The 21,425-nt window shown below is 45.4% G+C and carries 21 protein-coding genes; 8 read left to right on the forward strand and 13 right to left on the reverse strand.

The genetic code is table 11. The features are described 5' to 3' along the window. Positions 1–195 precede the first annotated feature (195 nt). The 5 genes from treC to gmhB all read right to left on the reverse strand — a co-directional run bounded on the left by treC (position 196) and on the right by gmhB (position 5,619). Entirely contained in the window at positions 196–1,881 is a 1,686-nt protein-coding gene (treC, locus tag ACQEXS_RS17315) for an alpha,alpha-phosphotrehalase (RefSeq protein ID WP_427014672.1), read from the reverse strand. An 84-nt stretch (positions 1,882–1,965) separates the two neighbouring features. Next, positions 1,966–3,390 carry a PTS trehalose transporter subunit IIBC gene (gene treB / locus ACQEXS_RS17320; protein ID WP_427014673.1) on the reverse strand — a complete coding sequence of 475 codons (1,425 nt, stop codon included), beginning with the start codon at positions 3,388–3,390 and terminating at the stop codon, positions 1,966–1,968. A gap of 168 nt (positions 3,391–3,558) precedes the next feature. Further along, a complete protein-coding gene (treR, locus tag ACQEXS_RS17325; protein WP_427014674.1) occupies positions 3,559–4,506 on the reverse strand; it encodes a trehalose operon repressor TreR in 948 nt (315 codons plus the stop codon). 114 nt (positions 4,507–4,620) lie between these two features. Further along, positions 4,621–4,962, reverse strand: coding sequence for an MliC family protein (locus ACQEXS_RS17330; RefSeq protein ID WP_367988381.1), 342 nt, complete (start codon positions 4,960–4,962; stop codon positions 4,621–4,623). 84 nt (positions 4,963–5,046) lie between these two features. Beyond that, positions 5,047–5,619 carry a D-glycero-beta-D-manno-heptose 1,7-bisphosphate 7-phosphatase gene (gene gmhB, locus ACQEXS_RS17335; protein ID WP_367988380.1) on the reverse strand — a complete coding sequence of 191 codons (573 nt, stop codon included), beginning with the start codon at positions 5,617–5,619 and terminating at the stop codon, positions 5,047–5,049. Positions 5,620–5,897: 278 nt separating this feature from the next. On the opposite strand from gmhB, the gene metN reads away from it, so the two are divergent. From metN to ACQEXS_RS17355, 4 genes are all read left to right on the forward strand, one after another. Continuing rightward, positions 5,898–6,932, forward strand: coding sequence for a methionine ABC transporter ATP-binding protein MetN (gene metN, locus ACQEXS_RS17340; protein ID WP_427014675.1), 1,035 nt, complete (start codon positions 5,898–5,900; stop codon positions 6,930–6,932). Then, positions 6,922–7,599: a methionine ABC transporter permease gene (locus ACQEXS_RS17345; RefSeq protein ID WP_427011631.1), complete on the forward strand. Its 678-nt coding sequence runs from the start codon at positions 6,922–6,924 to the stop codon at positions 7,597–7,599. The genes metN and ACQEXS_RS17345 overlap by 11 nt, the downstream gene beginning before the upstream one ends. Before the next feature lie 29 nt (positions 7,600–7,628). Beyond that, positions 7,629–8,438 (forward strand): methionine ABC transporter substrate-binding lipoprotein MetQ, encoded by an 810-nt coding sequence (gene metQ, locus ACQEXS_RS17350; RefSeq protein ID WP_427014676.1) that lies wholly within the window; start codon positions 7,629–7,631, stop codon positions 8,436–8,438. A gap of 141 nt (positions 8,439–8,579) precedes the next feature. After that, entirely contained in the window at positions 8,580–8,819 is a 240-nt protein-coding gene (locus tag ACQEXS_RS17355; protein ID WP_367989141.1) for an RNA recognition motif domain-containing protein, read from the forward strand. A 133-nt stretch (positions 8,820–8,952) separates the two neighbouring features. Here ACQEXS_RS17355 and ACQEXS_RS17360 read toward each other — a convergent pair whose 3' ends face one another. The 3 genes from ACQEXS_RS17360 to ACQEXS_RS17370 form a co-directional block, all read right to left on the reverse strand. Then, entirely contained in the window at positions 8,953–10,539 is a 1,587-nt protein-coding gene (locus ACQEXS_RS17360; RefSeq protein ID WP_367988376.1) for an AbgT family transporter, read from the reverse strand. Between the two features lie 231 nt (positions 10,540–10,770). Beyond that, complete coding sequence (gene ykgO / locus ACQEXS_RS17365; RefSeq protein ID WP_005380299.1) at positions 10,771–10,896, reverse strand: type B 50S ribosomal protein L36; 126 nt, start codon at positions 10,894–10,896, stop codon at positions 10,771–10,773. Continuing rightward, positions 10,897–11,157 carry a type B 50S ribosomal protein L31 gene (locus ACQEXS_RS17370; RefSeq protein ID WP_427011628.1) on the reverse strand — a complete coding sequence of 87 codons (261 nt, stop codon included), beginning with the start codon at positions 11,155–11,157 and terminating at the stop codon, positions 10,897–10,899. A 124-nt stretch (positions 11,158–11,281) separates the two neighbouring features. On the opposite strand from ACQEXS_RS17370, the gene tsaA reads away from it, so the two are divergent. Together tsaA and ACQEXS_RS17380 are read left to right on the forward strand one after the other, a co-directional pair. Then, a complete protein-coding gene (tsaA, locus tag ACQEXS_RS17375; RefSeq protein WP_427014677.1) occupies positions 11,282–11,977 on the forward strand; it encodes a tRNA (N6-threonylcarbamoyladenosine(37)-N6)-methyltransferase TrmO in 696 nt (231 codons plus the stop codon). A 111-nt stretch (positions 11,978–12,088) separates the two neighbouring features. Continuing rightward, positions 12,089–13,804: a proline--tRNA ligase gene (locus tag ACQEXS_RS17380; RefSeq protein WP_427014678.1), complete on the forward strand. Its 1,716-nt coding sequence runs from the start codon at positions 12,089–12,091 to the stop codon at positions 13,802–13,804. Positions 13,805–13,861: 57 nt separating this feature from the next. On the opposite strand, the gene ACQEXS_RS17385 is transcribed toward ACQEXS_RS17380, so the two are convergent. Continuing rightward, entirely contained in the window at positions 13,862–14,707 is an 846-nt protein-coding gene (locus tag ACQEXS_RS17385) for a class II glutamine amidotransferase (protein ID WP_427014679.1), read from the reverse strand. Between the two features lie 32 nt (positions 14,708–14,739). After that, positions 14,740–15,318, reverse strand: coding sequence for a D-sedoheptulose 7-phosphate isomerase (lpcA, locus tag ACQEXS_RS17390; RefSeq protein ID WP_367988371.1), 579 nt, complete (start codon positions 15,316–15,318; stop codon positions 14,740–14,742). Between the two features lie 311 nt (positions 15,319–15,629). On the opposite strand from lpcA, the gene fadE reads away from it, so the two are divergent. Then, positions 15,630–18,074, forward strand: a complete 2,445-nt coding sequence (gene fadE / locus ACQEXS_RS17395) for an acyl-CoA dehydrogenase FadE (RefSeq protein ID WP_427014680.1) — start codon at positions 15,630–15,632, stop codon at positions 18,072–18,074. 59 nt (positions 18,075–18,133) lie between these two features. Here the strand turns inward: fadE and ACQEXS_RS17400 are convergent, their stop codons facing one another. Both ACQEXS_RS17400 and dnaQ read right to left on the reverse strand, forming a co-directional pair. Continuing rightward, positions 18,134–19,384 (reverse strand): TIGR03503 family protein, encoded by a 1,251-nt coding sequence (locus tag ACQEXS_RS17400; protein WP_427014681.1) that lies wholly within the window; start codon positions 19,382–19,384, stop codon positions 18,134–18,136. A gap of 8 nt (positions 19,385–19,392) precedes the next feature. Beyond that, positions 19,393–20,136, reverse strand: a complete 744-nt coding sequence (gene dnaQ, locus ACQEXS_RS17405) for a DNA polymerase III subunit epsilon (protein ID WP_427014682.1) — start codon at positions 20,134–20,136, stop codon at positions 19,393–19,395. Positions 20,137–20,192: 56 nt separating this feature from the next. Between dnaQ and rnhA the strand changes: the two genes are divergently transcribed. Next, a complete protein-coding gene (rnhA, locus tag ACQEXS_RS17410) occupies positions 20,193–20,657 on the forward strand; it encodes a ribonuclease HI (RefSeq protein WP_427011624.1) in 465 nt (154 codons plus the stop codon). Here the strand turns inward: rnhA and ACQEXS_RS17415 are convergent. Then, the gene (locus ACQEXS_RS17415; protein ID WP_367988365.1) at positions 20,645–21,397 is read right to left on the reverse strand and encodes a class I SAM-dependent methyltransferase; all 753 of its coding nucleotides are present in this window, start codon (positions 21,395–21,397) and stop codon (positions 20,645–20,647) included. The two genes, rnhA and ACQEXS_RS17415, sit on opposite strands and share 13 nt — an antisense overlap. Between the last annotated feature and the right edge of the window lie 28 nt (positions 21,398–21,425).

Genomic DNA, 21,425 nt, shown 5'->3' on the forward strand with positions numbered 1-21,425 from the left:
CGAGTGGCCAAAGGGAGCAGACTGTAAATCTGCCGGCACTGCCTTCGATGGTTCGAATCCGTCCCCCTCCACCATATACATTAAAGTCAGCTCATCGAGCTGGCTTTTTTGCATTTAAAATTCGTAAGACTCAAAAAAGGCCTTCGTCATGAAGGCCTGAATCAATTCTTAGTTATATCTGAAGGGAAACAGACCCTAAAATTCAATTAAAACAATTCGTGTTTCATAAGGCCTTAGCCATTGATGGCGAGTCACATGCTGCTCATTCCACTTGTTGTAGTTACCAAGCACATATTGCGCACCTTCTAACGCGATGTCTTCAGGCAAAACAAATTCAACCTCATCGGCATAATAGTTATTCAAACAGAGTAAAGTCTGGCGTTCAGACTGGCGTCGATAGGCAAAGACAGACGGATGCTCCGGCAACAAGTCGGTATAGTCACCCGTTGTAATGACTTCAAGCTGTTTCCGCAGTTCGATCAGTTTTTGATAGAAGTAAAATACCGAGTCTTTATCGGCGATAGCGTGTTTAGCATTGAGTTGACGATAATTCTGCGCAATATCTAACCAAGGCTGCCCTTTTGAGAAACCAGCAAACTCAGAGTCATCCCACTGCATTGGAGTGCGTGAGTTATCTCGGGATTTTTGCGCAAGAATAGCCAGCATCTCTTGTTTGGGAAGGTTTTGTCCGCCGACCATGATGTTGTACATATTGATACTTTCTACATCTCGGTACTGTGTAATGCTCTGATAGTTTGGATTAGTCATGCCAATCTCTTCGCCCTGATAAATATAAGGCGTGCCTTGCATCATATGTATCGAAGCCGCCAGCATTTTCGCTGACTCAACCCGATATTTTTTATCCTCTCCCAAGCGGCTCACAATACGTGGTTGATCGTGGTTACACCAAAACAATGCCCCCCACCCTTTGCCATTTAACCCTGTTTGCCAGTGACCAAAAATCTGCTTCAACTGAAGAAAATTAAATGGTGCCTTGGTCCACTTCTCACCGTTTGGATAATCCACTTTCAGGTGATGGAAGTTAAACACCATCGACAACTCTTTACCCTCAAGCGATGAGTATTGCTGGCAGTGCTCTAGCGTTGTCGATGACATTTCTCCCACCGTTACGCTGCCATACTTTTGAAATACCGCTTGGCTGATTTCCTGTAAGTATTCATGAACTCGGGGGCCATCGGTGTAGAAGCGGCGACCATCACCATAACTGTCATCTGGAAAGTCTTGCTGCTTTGAGATCAGGTTAATCACATCAAGGCGGAAACCATCCACTCCTTTATGGGCCCAGAACTCAATCACCTCTTTAACTTCTGCGCGAACCACCGGATTTTCCCAGTTGAGATCGGCTTGCTCTTTAGCGAATAGATGCAAATAGTATTGACCTGTTTTGTCATCCAGCGCCCACGCACTGCCACCAAACTTTGATTGCCAGTTATTAGGCACGCCCCCATCGACAGGATCTTTCCAAATATAATAATCACGATAAGGACTTGCTTTATCGCCTAATGCAGATTGAAACCATGGATGCTGGGTCGAAGTATGATTAACCACGATGTCCATAATAATGCGGATCCCACGTTGATGCGCTTGTTCAAGCAATGCATCAAAGTCATCCATGGTGCCAAAGTCTGGGTTAATCGCATAGTAATCGGAAATGTCGTACCCATTGTCGACCATTGGAGATTGATACACGGGTGTCAGCCAAATGGCATCCACACCCAGTAACTTCAAATAATCCAATTTCGAGATGATCCCTTTGATATCCCCGGTTCCTTGCGCACCACTATCACAAAAACTTTTAGGATAAATTTGATAGATGGTTGCAGTTTTCCACCAGTTTGCATCTTGATTGCGGATTGTCATCTTTCAGACTCACTTACCAAAAAAAGAAAGAATAAGGAGCAGCAAACACCGCTCCATCAGAAAAGAAGTTAGGCTATTAAGCATTTAAGCATTAATTGGCTCAAGCTCACCTTTCGCTTGAGCGCGCTTGTACAACATCAGAGTCATCATCGCGGGTAAGATAATCGCCACAAGCATTGCCACGGCGTAAATACCCCAAAACTGTGGTTGAATAGAGAGAATACCAGGCAGACCACCGACACCAATGCCGTTCGCCATAACGCCTGCACTACCACAAATCGCAGCGGCGACTGCACTACCGATCATCGCACTTAGCATAGGGAATTTGTATTTTAAGTTAATGCCGTACATGGCAGGCTCTGTTACACCAAGGTAAGCAGAGATCGCCGCAGGAACAGAAATGTCGCGCTCACCGTGTTTTTTACTGATGATGATAATGCCAACGACCGCTGAAGCTTGTGCAATATTCGATAATGCAATCAATGGCCAAATTGGAGTACCACCGAGATCTTGCATCAACTGCAAGTCAACGGCGTTAGTTGTATGGTGGATCCCCGTGATCACCAATGGTGCATACAAAAAGCCAAATATCATGGAGCCAATCACCGCAAAATCACCAGTCATGGCAGCTTTAGCAGCAAAGGCAACACCATCACCCAACACACGACCAAACGGACCAATTAGAGAGTGCGCTAAAATAACGGCGACAATGATCGAAACAAAAGGCACAACAACTAAATACAAGTAAGACGGAACAATGCGTTTTAAATGGGTTTCAATAAACGCCAGCGCCATGCCCGCCAACATTGCAGGGATCACCTGCGCTTGATAACCGACTTTTTCGATGGCAAATAAGCCAAAATCCCACACTTCAGGAACTTGCTTACCAATCAAGTAAGCATTCATCAACTGTGGCGATACTAATGTCACCCCTAGCGTGATGCCAAGAATCGGCGTACCGCCTAATTTCTTCACCGTCGACCAGCAAACACCGACAGGTAAGAAGAAGAAAATCGCTTCACCAATCAACCAGAGGAAACTATGGACTGTTGCCCAAAACTGGCTGATCTCTGTCAGTGACTGGCCATCAAACATTTTGATGTCACCAATCACATTACGGAAGCCTAGGATCAAACCACCCGTGATGATGGCAGGGAGCAGTGGTACAAAAATTTCAGCAAGATGGGAGATGCCACGCTCTAATATATTCATGTTCTGACGAGCCGCTAACTTGGCATCCTCTTTCGAGGCTTCCGTTTGTCCGGTGAGCTCAATCAGTACTTTGTAAACCTCATCCACTTCCGTTCCGATGACAACTTGAAACTGACCAGCATTGGTAAAACATCCCTTCACCAATGGTAAGGCTTCTAGCTTAGCCGTATCTGCCAAGTTCGTATCATTCAAGACAAAGCGTAATCGTGTCAAACAGTGGCTAACACTGGCAATATTGCCTTTGCCGCCGACCAGTTCTATCAGACGCTCAACCTCTTGTTTCGCTATCTTACTCATAAGTTTGTCCACCCTAGTTGGAATCTCATTCTGATATAATTTTTATTTTGGGAACATTCCCATTTCGACAATTATATTGCCATAGCAAATTAAAACCCAAAATGGGAACATTCCCATTAATTGAATAAGATCACAGTACAATTATAAATCAGTAAATAAAAGAATGGGTTAGCCGTTGAGTGGTGACTGAGTCATATGGATCAGTTCAGTTTCACCGTTTAAGTGGGAAATCAATAAATTAGCAGCTTTTTCACCCGCCTCTGCATAGCCGGGATCAATACTAAAGACATTAGGGAAAAGGAAAGACAACAACTCATTACCACCAACTCCGGTGACGACAACATCTTCACGTCCGAGTTCTTGTAAACGCTTAATTACCCCCATAGCGAGAGTGTCACTGGCACAAACAATGGCTTGAGTTTGTTTAGTCAACACATCTGTCACGAGATGATAGGCACTATCATGATGCAACTGACCCGTTTGGTAGTTAGGCTTCACTCCATGCTGCTGGCACCAGTCAAGATATGCCTCGAGACGGAGTTTCCCGGTCGTTTTATCACTTGGGTCGACACCAATAAATGCAATGTCTCGGCAATTTTTTGCAAGGAGATACTCAAGAGCACAAAAAATCACACCACGATTATCATAATTAATGGAAGAAACAGCTTGAGTATCCATGGCTAACACCACAGCTCGATTTTGCCAAGCGGCAAGCTTGTCGATGTCTAACTCACTAAAGCCAAATACAATGATCCCATCAACATTGCGACGTCGCAGTACCTCTAAATGCTCCGAGGTTTTCTCACGGTCAAACTGACTCTCCATGATCACCGCATCGTATCCCGCTTTATACAAGGCTTGCAGTATACTGCCAACCGCGCGGTTTTCTGATGGAGAATCCAGACGAGAAATAATCACCCCGACGACTTTCTGACTTCCGCCTCGCATCGCTTGAGCCGATTTCGAAGGCACATAGCCTGATTGCTCAATAACTTGCTCTACTTTGGCTCGAGTTTCCGGCTTTACTTTTGGATCATTGGTCAATACACGAGAGACCGTTGATTTACCAACGCCCGATAGTTTAGCAATATCCAGAATCGTGAGTTTTTTACTCATATAAGTCAGCAGTGATAGTTAATAGAAAAGAAACGGGGATCAGAAAGGCATTCATGTCGAATGCCTTTTTTGCTATTTCGCAACCCGCAGGGTTGTCCGCCAATACGTATTACGTTATTGAGTTTTACAATTCTTGTAAATCTCTCGGTCCAATTCCAAGCGAGCTTCGTACCCTTTCGTGTACAACGTCACAGGATTACCGATCTCAGCGGTGCCGTCATCAAGAATATAGCGAGTCCCCGACCCCATGATCACTTGTTTCATCTGAAACTCTTCATCGGCAACCTGCAACACCGCCGAACGTTGTTGTGGGTAATACGCCGCTGAAAACGTTTCATTTTGGTCACAATGATAATGATAGAATCGCCCTTCGCTTAAGCCCTCTTGCGAGCCAGAGCCTGCACACCCTAACGCAGCCATTAAGCTAAACATAGAAATAGCGATGAGTTTTTTCATTAAGCCCTCCTTCCACATCAAAAGGTTGCCTACTAAGTATATACACTCAAGTTAGCAAGCTACCTGTTTGACAGGAAATGAGGCTTATTTGGTAAGGTAAGCGGGTACTTCTTTAATGCTGTCTAACACAGCAGTCGCTATTGCTTCACCTTGCTCTGTCACAGGCTTTCCTGTGCGAACTAAAATTTTTGTTCCAACGCCAGCGGCATCAGCTGCCATCATGTCTTCTGCTTTATCACCAACCATGACAGAGTTAGCCATATCAATGTTCAGAAAATCACGCGCAGAGATAAACATACCAGGTTTGGGTTTGCGGCAATCACAATCTTCTTTGTACTTCCCAACACCATGCTCTGCGTGATGAGGGCAGTAATAAATACCGTCAAACTCCACCCCATTATCGACAAAATTCCAGTCCATCCATTGGGTCAAAGATAAAAAGCGATCTTCACTAAATTTACCGCGAGCAATCCCTGACTGGTTGGTGACCAATACCAGCTGATAACCCATTTGCTTCAACTGTTTCGTCGCTTCAAATACACCATCAATAAACTCAAAATCATGTTCATCATGAACATAACCATGATCGACGTTAATCACGCCATCACGATCTAAAAAGACTGCTGGTTTCGCCAAAATTTGCTTCTCTGTCTGCATTTATAGGGAAAGGCCGATTATACATGACTTGGGTGCAAGTAACATTAAGATGCGAGTAGGAGCTCACGAAGCCTTAGTACAACACCTCATCATGGATATGCATTCCGATTTGTCATATCTAATGACACTTTAATTAGCTGCAACTCTCCGTTTAGCCATCTAGACGTAAAAATATCTATTGACTTGAATCTCTGAACACCATAGCATCATCTACTAATTGAGACATTGCTCAAAATATTATTCTGTTTCCTCTGCACTCAAGTTAAACAGGTTTTTAAATGATTGAGATTAAACAAGTTAATAAGGTTTTCTATCAAGGCGATAAACAAATTAATGCCCTGAAAGACATCAACCTTCATGTTCCACAAGGCACTATTTTTGGTGTCATTGGTTCTTCTGGTGCGGGGAAAAGTACGCTCATCCGTTGCGTGAATATGCTTGAAGCGCCAACATCAGGCAATATCGTTGTTGACGATGTCGATCTGACCCAGTTGTCGAAATCTGAGCTAAGTAAAGCGCGCCGTAATATTGGTATGATTTTCCAACATTTTAATCTGCTCTCTTCTCGTACCGTATTTGACAACGTTGCCCTTCCACTCGAGCTTGCTGGCAAAGAGAAAAGCCAAATCAACGCGAAAGTTTCTGAACTACTAAAACTGGTTGGTCTTGCAGACAAACATGAAAGCTACCCTTCAAACTTGAGTGGTGGTCAGAAACAACGTGTCGCTATCGCTCGAGCATTGGCATCCGATCCTAAGGTTTTATTATGTGATGAAGCCACCAGCGCACTGGATCCAGCGACCACACAATCCATTCTTGAGTTACTGAAAGAGATCAACCGCACCCTCAACATCACGATGTTACTGATCACCCACGAAATGGATGTTGTTAAAAGCATCTGTCACGAAGTAGCGATCATCGGTGATGGTGAGCTGGTCGAAAAAGGCACTGTTGGCGAGATTTTCGCCCATCCAAAAACAGAATTAGCCCACGATTTTATTCGCTCTACACTCGACCTTTCTATTCCTGAAGACTACCAAGCACGTCTTCAGACAGCACGAGTTGAAGGTAGTTACCCATTGGTACGCCTCGAGTTTACTGGCGCTACCGTTGATGCGCCTTTGATGTCACAAATCTCACGTAAGTTCAATATTGATGTCAGTATTCTGAGCTCAGATCTGGATTACGCCGGTGGTGTTAAGTTTGGCATGATGGTCGCTGAACTCTTTGGCAACGAATCAGACGATAATGCGGCGATCCATTATCTTCGCGACCATAATGTAAAAGTGGAGGTGCTAGGTTATGTCCTTTAATACAGTTTCTGATTGGATTAGCCTGAATGGCGATCTTCTACTGGGGGCAACATGGGAAACCCTCTACATGGTTGCTGTGGCGGGTATTGTTGGTTTCGCTGTCGGTATTCCGCTAGGTGTGATCCTGCATATCACCAAAAAAGGTGGGCTACTTGAAAATACCACATTGAACAATGTGTTAGGCGCAGTGGTAAACGTTGGTCGCTCAGTGCCATTCTTAGTCCTAATGGTGGCTATTATTCCCGTAACTAAGTTACTCGTCGGGACCTTTATCGGCACAACCGCCGCAATCGTTCCTCTCACCATTGGCGCAATCCCATTTGTAGCCCGCTTAATTGAAGGGGCATTACTTGAAGTGCCGACGGGCTTAGTCGAAGCCGCTCAATCCATGGGCGCAACACCACTTCAAATTATTTCAAAAGTTCTACTACCAGAAGCACTACCAACTATTGTTAACTCAGTAACCATTACACTGGTGACTTTGGTAAGTTACTCAGCCATGGCTGGAACGGTAGGCGGTGGTGGCTTAGGTGACGTTGCCATCCGTTATGGCTTCCACCGTTACGATGTGGTCATTATGGCTGTGACGGTCGTCATGCTTATCGTATTGGTACAAATTATTCAAATGATTGGCGATGCTGTTGTTCGCCGCGTTGATCACAGATAACAACACAAGATTTTATAAGGAGATAGTCGATGAAATTTAATTTAAAAGGTCTTTTGGCAATTGCAGCAGCCGCTTCAGCGTTGGTACTTTCAGGTTGTGGTGAGAAAGCCGTAGATAACAGCAAAATCAAAGTTGGCGTCATGGCTGGTGCAGAAGCACAAGTGGCAGAAGTAGCAGCAAAAGTTGCAAAAGAAACTTATGGCTTGGATGTAGAACTGGTTACGTTTACTGATTACGTCACACCAAACGCTGCGCTTGATGATGGCTCTATCGACATCAATGCATTCCAGCACAAACCATACCTAGATCAACAAGTGGCCGATCGCGGTTATAAGCTGACTATCGCTGGTAATACTTTTGTGTACCCAATTGCTGGTTACTCAAAGCAAGTAAAATCGGTAGATGAAATCAAAGATGGCGACCGTATCGCTGTACCAAACGATCCAACTAACCTTGGCCGTTCATTGCTATTACTTGAGCAACAAGGCTTGCTAAAACTACGTGAAGGTGTTGGCCTGCTAGCAACAGTGCGTGACATCGTAGAAAACCCGAAAAACATCACAATCGTTGAACTCGATGCTGCACAGCTTCCTCGTTCATTAGATGATGTTGCGCTATCAATCATTAACACCACTTACGCAAGCTCAATCAACCTAACACCACAAAAAGACGGCGTTTTCGTTGAAGATAAAGAGTCGCCATATGTAAACCTAATTGTGGCGCGTGAAGACAATGTGAAAGCTGAAAACGTACAAAACTTTGTGAAGTCTTACCAAACTGAAGAAGTGTACAACGCCGCTTCAGAGATCTTCCAAGGTGGTGTGGTAAAAGGCTGGTAATCACTTACTACACTATACTAATTGTAAGGGCTAACGTTAACGTGTTAGCCCTTTTTTAATCCCCATAATTCCATTCTTTGCTTGGTTTGTCATAACGAACCTGCGACAATCCGCCCTTAACTACTCAATAAGACCTATATGATGAAACTACTAGTTCGTAACCTTGCACGTACAACAACAGAACACGAAATTCGCGTTCTATTTTCAGCTCACGGTACTGTTGCTCAATGTACTTTGGTCTTAGATCAAGAAACAGGGCAATCAAAAGGCTTCGCCTTTGTTGAAATGGCAAATGAAGATGAAGCTAAAGCGGCGATGACTCATTTAAACCTTAGCACGCTTGCTAAGAGTAAGATTCGCGTGAAGATAGCAAACAACTAAGCAAGTCATTACGGATACAGAAAGTGAAGTCAGCATAACGCTGGCTTTTTTATTATCTAATAAGCTCCTAAATGAAAAAATGAAAAAGCCAGAGCAAGAGCTCTGGCTTTTAATGAAGATTTAATAACCTCTACTAAGGTGTGTAATACGTTGCAGCACCCGGACCTACTGGTAGACCAAACACGAATACCCATAGGTAGAACAACACACTCCAACCAACGATAAAGCAGATTGAGTAAGGGAGCATGGTCGCGATCAGTGTACCGATACCTAGATTCTTCATATAACGGCTAGCAACCGCAAGGATCAGACCAAAGTAACTCATCATCGGGGTAATGATGTTAGTAGTCGAATCACCGATACGGTAAGCTGCCTGAATCGTTTCTGGCGCATAGCCAACTAGCATCAACATTGGAACGAAGATTGGCGCTGTTACTGCCCACTGAGCTGACGCTGAACCGATCATTAGGTTAATGAAGCCACACATTAGGATGAATGCGAAAAACAGCATTGGACCAGTCAAACCAATTTCCTGTAGGAAGCTTGCACCCGCAACCGCAAATACCTGACCGAAGTTAGTCCACTTAAAGAACGCAACAAACTGCGCTGCAAAGAAGACCAGTACGATGTACATGCCCATTGAAGACATTGATTTCGCCATCGCATCAATCACATCACGGTCCGTTTTCATTGAACCAGTAACTTTACCGTAGACAAAACCAGGAATCGCAAAGAATACAAAGATAAACGCAACGATACTTTTCAGGAATGGTGAACCTGCCACTGTACCGGTTGCTGAGCGTAGTACGCCATCTTCAGGAACAATGGTCCAAGCAAGTAATGCAGAAACAACCAATACCGCTAGACCCGCTAACTTAAGACCTTTCTTCTCAACAGCCGTAAGTTTACCCATGGTGTCTTGAGATAGATCTTCTGCCGCTTCTTCTTCATTGTATTTGCCCAATTTAGGCTCAACAATTTTCTCGGTAACAAACGCACCCATGAACGCGATGAAGAATGTCGATACAAACATGAAGTACCAGTTTACTTCTGGGCCAACAGTGTAAGTCGGGTCAATCATTTGCGCCGCTGTTTCTGTAATGCCAGAAAGCAATGGATCAACGGTACCAATCAGTAGGTTTGCTGAGTATCCGCCAGAAACACCAGCGAAGGCAGCGGCAAGACCTGCAAGAGGGTGACGTCCTAAAGAGTGGAATAGCATTGCTGCTAATGGGATAAGAACGACGTAACCCAACTCAGATGCAGTGTTAGAAATGATACCAGCGAATACAACAGTCACTGTCACCATACGCTTAGACGCGCCCATCACCATGCCACGCATCGCGGCAGAAAGTAGGCCTGAGTGCTCTGCGATCGCAACACCTAACATCGCCACCAAAACAGTACCGAGCGGTGCGAAGCCAACAAAGTTTTTAACCAGATTGGTCACAATCAGTTGGAGGCCATCTGCATTAAGCAAGCTGACAACGTGGATCATGCCATCAGCCGCTCGACCTTTCGCACCTTCAGGGCGAGGGTCAACGACAGAAACATCAAAATAGCCAGCGATGCCAGATGTGATAAGAATGGCCACACAGAAGATGGCGAAAAGAGTGATTGGGTGGGGTAAAAGGTTCCCCAAATATTCAACAGCATCTAGGAAACGCGTAAATAACGGTTTCTTAGGTGAATTTTGTTTAATTGAAGCAGATGAACTCATCTGTTCCCTCCTTGTAGTTATTCCTCCGAATTTGTGACAAATCATTCACAAATCCAGCGCAGGTTACTTGAGAGAAGGCTCAATTAAAAATCCTAAATGTTACAAAGTGTTGCTGCAATCACAATTTTTCACCATTTTTTATCAAATATGTAGATTTTATATCCAGTTACAAACAATTTGTTAGCATAATTATTAAGCTAGATTAATTAGAGTAACTAATAAGTTTGTCAGTTATTTCTGAACTGCCTTAAACCTCGGATTGGTTTTACAAATCACATATAAGCGACCACGACGCTTCACGATTTGGCAGTCTGGGTGACGACTTTTCGCACTCTTTAATGATTTAACTACCTTCATTTACTCCTCTCCTTTTGAAAACTGAGCAAAACGACGGTTAAAGTTGGCGATACGTCCTTCTTTTTGGATCACACGTTGCTTGCCAGTGTAGAAAGGGTGAGATTCCGAAGAAACGTCTAACGTAAAATAAGGATACGTTTCGCCGTCTTCCCACTTGATCGTACGATCGGTTTGCAAGGTTGACCCCACAACGAAATACTTGTCGACGCTCGTATCGTGAAAAACCACTTTCCGGTATTCAGGATGGATGCCTGGTTTCATATTCTACTCCTCAAAAGATAAATTGTTATGTTATAACATTTTAATTAATAATCATTCTCAACCAGTTTTGCAAGTAAAAAATGTGATACTTTGTGTCGCAGTCTTTTTCGTCATAACAATCAATATGTATTCCATAGACCCAATTGGTACCGTAGAAAACCCATATAAAGAGAAATTTGCGGTTCCTCGCCAACCTCGTTTGGTGCCTGCAGCAACAGCACGGATCAAGCTTTCAGGGGCCGCCAATTGTTTGGAAGCCGTAAGAGGCATCGAACAATTTAGCCACGTGTGGCTGTTATTTCTGTTTGACCAAAATCTTTCAGCAGGTTGGAAGCCGACCGTGCGACCACCTCGCCTTGGTGGCAATGAGCGCATTGGCGTATTTGCCTCACGCTCAACGTTCCGCCCAAATGGCATTGGGATGTCAGCCGTTGAACTAAAAGGTGTCTCAATTGAGGGGGATCAGGTGTACCTCGAGCTGGGCAGTGTCGACTTAGTCAGTGGTACGCCTATTGTGGATATTAAGCCCTACATCCCCTACTCCGATTCAGTAACAAACGCAAAAGGTGGGTATGCGGACGCAGAGCCTGCCACCTCAGTGGTCATTTTTTCTGAGCAGGCTCAACGGCTACTCGCGAAGAGAGCAGACGGTCGTACTGAGCGTGAGATCATCGAGCAAGTACTCGCGCAAGATCCTCGGCCGGCTTATAAGAAGAGAAAACCAGATAGTAAAGAATATGCGGTAAATTTGTTCGATCTGAACGTTAAGTTCACAGCGAGCGATAACTTAATAACAGTTACTGCGATTGAACACTTTTGACAAAGCCATTTGGCTGATATTATAAGCGGCTAACAATTTCCCCCCTCGGGGACCTTCATACTCCAGTCCATTCTGGCTTGAGTATCTAACTTTAATAAACGGATAAATTTAATGCGTACCAGTAATTATCTTCTTTCTACTCTGAAGGAGACTCCAAACGACGCAGAAGTAGTGAGCCACCAGCTCATGCTACGCGCGGGTATGATCCGTAAGCTGGCTTCAGGTCTTTATACCTGGCTGCCTACTGGTCTACGTGTGCTGCGTAAAGTCGAAAACATCGTTCGTCAAGAGATCGACAATGCAGGTGCAGTCGAAACTTTGATGCCCGTTGTTCAGCCGTTTGAACTATGGGAAGAGACAGGTCGTTCTGAGAAGATGGGTCCTGAGCTACTTCGCTTTACTGACCGTCATACTCGTCCGTTTGTTCTTAGCCCTACAGCTGAAGAAGTGATCACTAGCCTTGTGCGTAACGAAGTGAGCTCTTACAAACAGCTTCCGCTAAACCTGTACCAAATCCAAACTAAATTCCGTGATGAGCGTCGCCCGCGTTTTGGCGTAATGCGTGCTCGTGAATTCTGCATGATGGATGCCTACAGCTTCGACATCGACAAAGAAGGTCTAGAGAAGTCTTACCAAGCGATGCACGATGCTTACTGTAAAGCATTCGATCGTATGGGTCTTGAGTACCGCCCAGTACTGGCTGACTCTGGCGCTATCGGCGGTAGTGGCTCTCAAGAGTTCCATGTACTTGCAGAAAGCGGCGAAGACCTAATCGCATTCTCTACTGAATCTGATTACGCAGCAAACATCGAAAAAGCAGAAGCGGCAGCGCCTGCAGGTGAACGCGCAGCGCCAACTCAAGAGATGACGCTGGTTGATACGCCAAACGCGAAAACTATCGCGGAACTTGTAGAGCAACATGGTCTACCAATCGAGAAGACAGTTAAGACGCTATTCGTTAAAGCCTCTGATGAAGTAGACGCAGACATCATCGCGCTTATCATCCGTGGTGACCACGAGCTAAACGAAGTGAAAGCTGAAAATCTTCCTCAAGTAGCTTCTCCTCTAGAGATGGCAACAGAAGAAGAAATTCGCGCACTTGTCGGCGCAGGCCCAGGTTCTTTAGGTCCAGTAAACCTTGAACTGCCGTTCATCGTTGACCGCACTGTTGCTGTAATGAGCGACTTTGGCGCCGGTGCTAATGTTGATGACAAACACTACTTCGGCATCAACTGGGGTCGTGACGTTGAGCTAGGCCAAGTTGAAGATCTACGTAACGTTGTTGAAGGCGATCCAAGCCCATGTGGTCAAGGTACATTACAACTGAAACGTGGTATCGAAGTTGGCCACATCTTCCAACTGGGTAATGCTTATTCAGAAGCGATGAACTGTGGCGTGCTTGGTCCTGATGGTAAGAACGTAATCCTAGAAATGGGTTGTTACGGCATCGGTGTTTCACGTGTTGTTGCTTCTGCAATCGAGCAGAACCACGACAAATACGGCATCATTTGGCCAGACGCACTAGCGCCTTTCCAAGTAGCGATCGTTCCAATGAACATGCACAAGTCTGAAGAAGTGAAAGAAGCAGCTGAGAAGCTGTACGCTGAGCTGACGGCTATGGGTATCGAAGTGCTATTTGACGACCGTAAAGAGCGCCCAGGTGTTATGTTCTCTGATATGGAGCTTATCGGTATTCCTCACACTATCGTGGTCGGTGATCGTTCAATGAAAGAAGGCAACTTCGAGTACAAGAACCGCCGCTCAGGTGAGAAAACAGCTGTAGCGATGGCTGATATTGTTGAACACATTAAAGCGCAACTGGCTTAAATTGTTTAACGCTTAGAAATTAAAAAGGCCGATGGAAACATCGGCCTTTTTGTTTATCTACTCCAACGGTTCTGTTGGTGCTTGGCTTGCGACTTTCTTCGGCGCGTATGGCACATCAACAAGTTCATCAGCATTACCATCAATCAATTCACCAAAGTGAAAAATACCGAACTCGCCCGGCTTCATTCGATGCCAAGTTTCATTGTCCGTTAAAGGTTGAGTGGCAATCACCGACACAACATCGTTTGGCGTAGTCTCTTCTTGGAAGTTGATCTCCACGTCCTCATCAATCAATGACGCTTTACCAAAAGGTGCACGGCGAGTGATCCAATAAAGATGATTGGTACAATACGTCATGACGTATTCCCCATCAGAAAGCAGCATATTAAACACCCCCTTCTCACGCAGCTCGTCACAGCATTGCGCAACAAAACGGAAAACACCAACCATATCTTGCGGTGGCTCAGGGTACTTATCTTCCATCTGTTTAAGTAACCAGCAGAAAGAAAGCTCGCTGTCGGTCTGCCCGACTGGCCGGTGGCGTCCCGTTTGGAAATCCTGATAATCAGACAATTGCCCATTATGAGCAAAGGTCCAATAACGCCCCCATAACTCGCGGGTAAATGGGTGGGTATTTTCAAGGTTAACGCCACCACGATTCGCTTGCCGAATGTGGCTGATCACCGCACAACTCTTGATGGGATAATTCTGTACTAACTCTGCGATTTTAGAGTCGCAGCTTGGGTTTGGATCTTTGAAATTACGGAATCCTTTCCCCTCATAAAAGGTGATTCCCCAACCATCGCGATGAGGGCCTGTATTGCCCCCACGCTGCATCAAACCAGTAAAACTAAAACAAATGTCTGTCGGCACATTTGCGCTCATTCCGAGCAACTCACACATGGTTTAAAACACTCCTTTGAAAATTAAACCAATTATTTTTCCATTTCCTTTTCAATCAACTGAATCACAATGTGAATGATCTTGATGTGGATCTCTTGAATGCGATCAGCATAACCAAAGTGTGGCACACGGATTTCAATATCCGCGAGTCCTGCCATTTTACCACCATCTTTCCCTGTCAATGCGATGGTCTTCATGCCTTTTGCCTTCGCAGCATCAATCGCTTTTAAGATATTGCCAGAGTTACCAGATGTAGAAAGGCCAAACAGCACATCACCTTGAGCACCAACCGCTTCGACATAACGTGAGAAAACAAAATCATAGCCAAAGTCATTACTTACACACGACAAGTGGCTTGGGTCTGAAATAGCGATACCAGGATAGCCCGGACGATTTTCACGATAACGGCCAGTTAGCTCTTCCGCAAAGTGCATCGCATCACAGTGAGAACCACCATTGCCACAAGAAAGGACTTTGCCACCTTGCTTAAATGAATCCGCTATCAATTTTGCTGCGGCTTCAATTTGAGCAATATTGTTGTCATCACTCAGAAATTTGTTGAGAACGTCGGCAGCTTCAGTCAACTCACTTTTAATCAGGTCGTGGTACATAGGATTTTTCTCTTAGTTATTCTGTAACAAGATGACCTCCACTGAGGGAGGTTCTGCGTTATCTCTGAGTTTACTCAAACAATTCTCACTGTCGATAGTCAGCGTCCAAGAATATTCTCTTTCGATACTTCCTACGCTCACAAAATCGGCACAACCCCTCATTTTTAGAATTATTGCTCTACACGGATCACTTTTTAACTACGTCATCGTTTTACATTTATTTAATATTTTGATTACACTTAACTGGTACGACCTCTTATTCAAACCAGACCAATAATCAAAATTACAGTGTCTGAACAAGGAACAGATATATGGACATCTTGCTCTCCCTGCTTGGCTTTGTTGTCGTTTGTGCAACCTGCCTATACCATCGCGCAACAATAGCGCTGACACTTACAGCCTTAACTGCTGTCATGGTGCTGTTTACTTTCTTAGGCACTGCTGGCTCTATTGCTTGGCTGTTGTATCTAACAGCCGTGGTGATATTTGCCGTTCCCGCTATTCGACAAACGTTGATCAGTCGAAAAGCCTTAACATTATTTCGGAAAGTATTACCGGCAATGTCACAAACCGAAAAAGAAGCACTGGATGCCGGGACAGTATGGTGGGAAGCCGAACTGTTTAAAGGAAAACCAGACTGGCGCAAACTTCATGATATTGCAGCACCAGCATTAAGTGATGAGGAACAGGCTTTTTTAGACGGACCCGTTAACCAAGTGTGTGCAATGGTCAATGATTATCAAGTCACGCATGAACTGGCTGATCTACCCCCTGAAGTATGGCAATACCTAAAAGACCATAAATTCTTCGCCATGATCATCAAGAAAAAATACGGTGGTCTCGAGTTCTCCGCATACGCGCAATCACTTGTGTTGCAAAAACTGACAGGCGTTTCCAGCGTACTCTCTTCTACCGTGGGTGTGCCTAACTCACTGGGCCCGGGCGAACTGTTGCAACACTACGGAACTGAAGCACAAAAAGATCATTACCTACCTCGTCTAGCCGAAGGCAAGGAAATACCTTGTTTCGCATTAACCAGCCCAGAAGCCGGTTCAGATGCAGGCTCGATTCCAGACTACGGTGTGGTTTGCCAAGGTGATTGGCAGGGCGAAAAAGTACTGGGCATGCGACTGACATGGAACAAGCGCTATATCACGCTAGCTCCGGTAGCAACCGTATTAGGGTTAGCATTCAAACTGCGCGATCCCGATGGATTGCTCGGTGAACAAGAAGAAGTTGGCATTACTTGCGCCCTGATCCCTACGGAGCTTCCGGGCGTCGATATTGGCAACCGCCACTTTCCACTCAATGTGCCATTCCAAAATGGCCCAACGCAAGGCAACGACATTTTTGTCCCTCTCGATTTCATTATTGGTGGCCCCAAAATGGCAGGCCAAGGCTGGCGAATGCTGGTTGAATGTTTGTCCGTTGGCCGTGGCATCACACTGCCTTCCAATTCAACTGGTGGGATTAAAACTGCTGCGCTCGCAACCGGTGCTTATGCGCGCATTCGTCGCCAATTCAAGCAACCTATTGGCCATATGGAAGGGATTGAAGAACCACTCGCTCGCCTTGGTGGCAACGCCTATGTGATGGATGCCGCCAGCAACCTTACTGTCGCTGGCATCGATGCCGGTGAAAAACCCTCTGTGATATCAGCCATAGTAAAATATCACTGCACTCATCGCGGCCAGCAAAGCATTATCGATGCTATGGATATCGTCGGCGGAAAAGGGATCTGTTTGGGCCCTTCAAACTTCCTTGCTCGTGGCTATCAGGGTGCTCCAATTGCGGTCACTGTCGAAGGAGCAAATATTCTGACACGCTCTATGATCATCTTTGGTCAAGGCGCGATTCGCTGCCATCCATACGTACTGGCTGAAATGGATGCCGCTTATTCAGAAAGCGCGGATGCAGTAGCTCAGTTTGACCGCGCGCTTGCTGGGCATGTTAGCTTTACAATGAGCAACCTTGTTCGCAGTATGTGGTTTGGCTTAAGCGATGGTATTGGTTCTGATGCGCCAACCTCTGACACAACCGCACGTTACTATCAACAGTTAAACCGTTACAGCGCGAATTTAGCTCTGCTTGCCGATATCTCAATGGCGATGCTGGGAGGCTCTCTGAAACGTAAGGAGCGGTTATCTGCGCGCCTTGGTGATATTCTTAGCCAACTTTACTTAAGCTCTGCAACGCTGAAACGCTTCGAACAAGACGCTCGCCCTGAAGAAGATCTGGCGTTGGTACATTGGAGCTTGCAAGACAGCTTGAAACAAACCGAAGTCGCTATCGATGAATTTTTAGCTAACTTCCCTAATCGTTGGGTCGGTCGAGCACTGCGCATCATGCTAATGCCATTTGGACGTGTACGCAGAGCCCCAAGTGATGCGCTCGACAGTGCCGTCGCGCAAATTTTACAAACGCCAAGCGCTTCTCGCTCACGTATTGGTCGACATCAATACTTGCAACCAACAGAGCACAACCCTGCAGGTCGCATTGAGCAAGCGTTAGACGTGATCCTCAAAGCCGAGCCTTTGTTTGATAAAGTTTGTAAAATGACTAAGCAGCGCCGTCCATTCCTGAGGTTAGATTTAGTTGCTGAAATTGGTTTAGCGCAAGGCATCATTGATAAACCAGAAGCCGATCTGCTATGTGAGGCTGAGGAGCAGCGTTTATACGTTATCAATGTTGATGACTTTGAGCCTGAATCCCTAGCCGCAAAGCCAAGATTCCCAGTGATGGATAACGTCGCGTAAACCACTGGGAATATAACGCTGAACAAAAAAGGACTGCCTCATGCAGTCCTTTTCCTTTTTCATTTCTTGGGCATTTCCAATTGCATCTCAGGGATGGCTTCACGTTTAAATTTCACTTTGCGCCATACAAACCAACCAATCAGCCCCAGCAGTATCGCAACAACGTTGCCTATGGCAATAAACATAATGCTGCGCTGACGCTTTTCCTCACGCAGTTGCAATAAACGTAACTCTTCTTGGATTTTCTGCTGCTTAAGTCGTTCCTCTTCCTGAAGGCGACGAGTTTCTGCCATATCAACTTCTTTCACTACGCTGTACGTTTGCTGCGTGAGTGGAAAAACAAGCGGCCTGCCAGCGGCAAGCTCAGTGGCAAAGGCACGGCCCGTCCATGAATACTGGCCTATTTCCCCTGAATATGGGATCTTCAATGACACTTTCATCGATTCTTCCGCAGCTGCACCAGCAAGAATATTTTCTGATCCATCAGGATTTTGGTGTTCAATTTGCGCCGCGACAGAGCCCGGAGATACCATGCCTTGCTCCCCAGAAAAAACCAACTCATGAGGAGTGCCTTCTGTGCGAGACTGAATAAAAGTATGTTGCAGAGGTGACGGGTAAACCAATACTTCATTTTCACGAGCGCGTAGGAATACACCATTGCCAGAAGTCACTCGTACGCGATATTTACCCGGTTGTGGTGTGATAGGTAGCGACACAGTAAAAATACCGTCACCAGCACGTTCATCGAGTCCCTGCCCGTCATCGGCAAACTCACCAATAGTGGTTGGAATTGGGCGAGCTTCTTTAATCAAGCTATCTTCATTTTCGACATACTTGGTGAACGTCACCATCAACTTAACTCGATCTAAAAAGTCCCTTAGCACTAAGGGTTTTCCATCAGACGTCAGTTGGGCAGTAAACTTAATCTCTTCCCCTTGAAATAATCGTTCAGGCAACTCATCCGTATTTAGCTCTAAATGCGAAATCAGTTTAATTTTGTTTTTTGGCGTCACTTTGCCAATCGCCTGCCAAGGTCCCGGCATCGGGTTATCGATTGAGATGATATCCATAGCAGACTCTTGATACCAACGAACATTATCAGGGGCACGCCAAGCATAATATTTCTTACCATCAGGCCGCACCAATACCACTGGTTGAGAACGCTCTGCACGATAAATCACAAAGGTAATTTGTTTAATGGTGGGATCAACACGAAAACGGTTATCGAGTAAAGACATTGAGGATCCCTCAGCGGCATAACTGAGTGATGTATAAACCAGAGCTAACAGGGTAAACCAAATCCTCAACATTCCTTCTCCTACTGACGCCAGAGGCAACTTCCACTTTTTTCGACGATATCTAAACGACCTTGATGTGCTTCTAATTCATCGGCGGTTGCACGTAAAACCTTTAATGCTTTTCGTCCACCAGCAACACGTTTTATCGACTCACCACTCAAATCACCATCAGATGACGCGTCGCCCCCAAATTGCATTGACGTTTGCCCACCAGTCATCAGCAGGTAAACATCCGCTAGGATCTCCGCATCGAGCAATGCGCCGTGGAGAGTACGATGCGAGTTATCAATACCGTAACGATCACAGAGTACGTCGAGGTTGTTACGTTTACCCGGGAAGATTTTCTTCGCCATCGCAAGGGTATCAGTCACCTTACAGTAGTCGACTGTCTTACCTATGTCTGGGTCGAGCTTTTCAAACTCGTAATCCATAAAGCCCACGTCGAAGGGCGCGTTATGGGCAACAAGTTCTGCGCCTTTAATAAAGTCTAGAAACTCTTGGTGAGTATCGCGATATTCTGGCTTATCAATAAGAAATTCATCCGTGATACCGTGAACTTCGACGGCGTCTGGCTGTATTTCACGATCAGGTTTGAGATAAACATGGAAATGGCGCCCTGTGAGCTTACGGTTGATGATTTCAACCGCACCGATTTCGATAATACGGTGCCCTTGGTAATGAGGACCACCTTCTCTGTTCATACCCGTGGTTTCGGTATCGAGCACCACGATGCGTTGGGAATTCGATTTGTTACTGGTATTCATAACGATATGTGTGTCAGACTATGCTTTATAACTGCTTAACCCAATAGTATCAAATCATGACAAAACAGGTGGAAATTTTCACTGATGGTTCCTGTTTGGGGAATCCAGGCCCGGGTGGCTACGGGATCGTACTTCGCTACAAACAAGTAGAAAAAACCTTGGCGAAGGGCTATACCCTAACAACCAATAACCGCATGGAAATGCTCGCAACCATCGTTGCTCTGCAAACTCTCAAAGAACCCTGTCATGTTATTCTGACGACGGATAGCCAATACGTACGTCAAGGTATCACCCAATGGATCCACAATTGGAAGAAACGTGGCTGGAAAACGGCGGATAAAAAGCCAGTGAAAAATGCGGATTTATGGCAAGCACTCGACAGTGAAACTCAGCGTCACGAGATCGACTGGCGTTGGGTCAAAGGCCACGCAGGTCACCGGGAAAATGAAATGTGTGATGAACTTGCACGTACGGCTGCAGAAAACCCAACCGACGAAGACACTGGCTATCAGCCTTCTTGATGGTTAGTCTTTTCGACTCTGACCTTATAGTTCACCCCAACTGGAGACAGCTTACGTTTAAGCTTCCAATGAGGTTTGATCGGTTTTAGTGGGTAGGTCCGTTTTCGTGCCACAATAAAATACAAACTACCAAAGGGGGAAGCCCACTCCCCTAGACTGTTCTCCATCCAAGTCCACATCGTGCGGTACCTCTGCATTGGGAACAAAGCATACCTGTCCATCTCAATCACTTGATAATTCAGTAAACCAAGCCAGTCTCGAACTCGCCCAGGAGTGAACATTCGCCCGCTCCAAGGTAAATTATTCCTGCGCCACGGCATCAAGCTTGCCAGCCCAGTGAAGCTAACAGGATTAAATCCCGTGATGATCAAGTAACCGTCATCAATCATAACTCGATCAACTTCGCGCAACATTCGATGCGGATCATTGCAGTAATCCAATTGATGGGCTAATAAAACAGCATCAAAGCTTTTTTCAAGAAAAGGAAGCTCGTAACCATCCGCGATAACATTATGCAATGGGTTCTGGATATCTAGGTTTACTTGATGTTGAATGTTACAGTTACAACTGGTGGTGAGCTCACAGCTCAACCCTCCCAGCTTTAAAAAATGGTAACCAAACAATTTCGGGCACCATTCATCCACGCGGATTTGAATGGACTCACTCACCCATTGACCATTTTTTAGCTGAGACCATGAATGAGGCTTTTCAAGCTTTTTATTGCTGCGTGCTGGGTTCATGTGTAACCTGCTTCACTCTTGGGGATTG

The organism is Vibrio sp. TRT 17S01, assembly GCF_050113695.1.
In the GTDB taxonomy this organism is placed as follows: Bacteria; Pseudomonadota; Gammaproteobacteria; order Enterobacterales; family Vibrionaceae; genus Vibrio.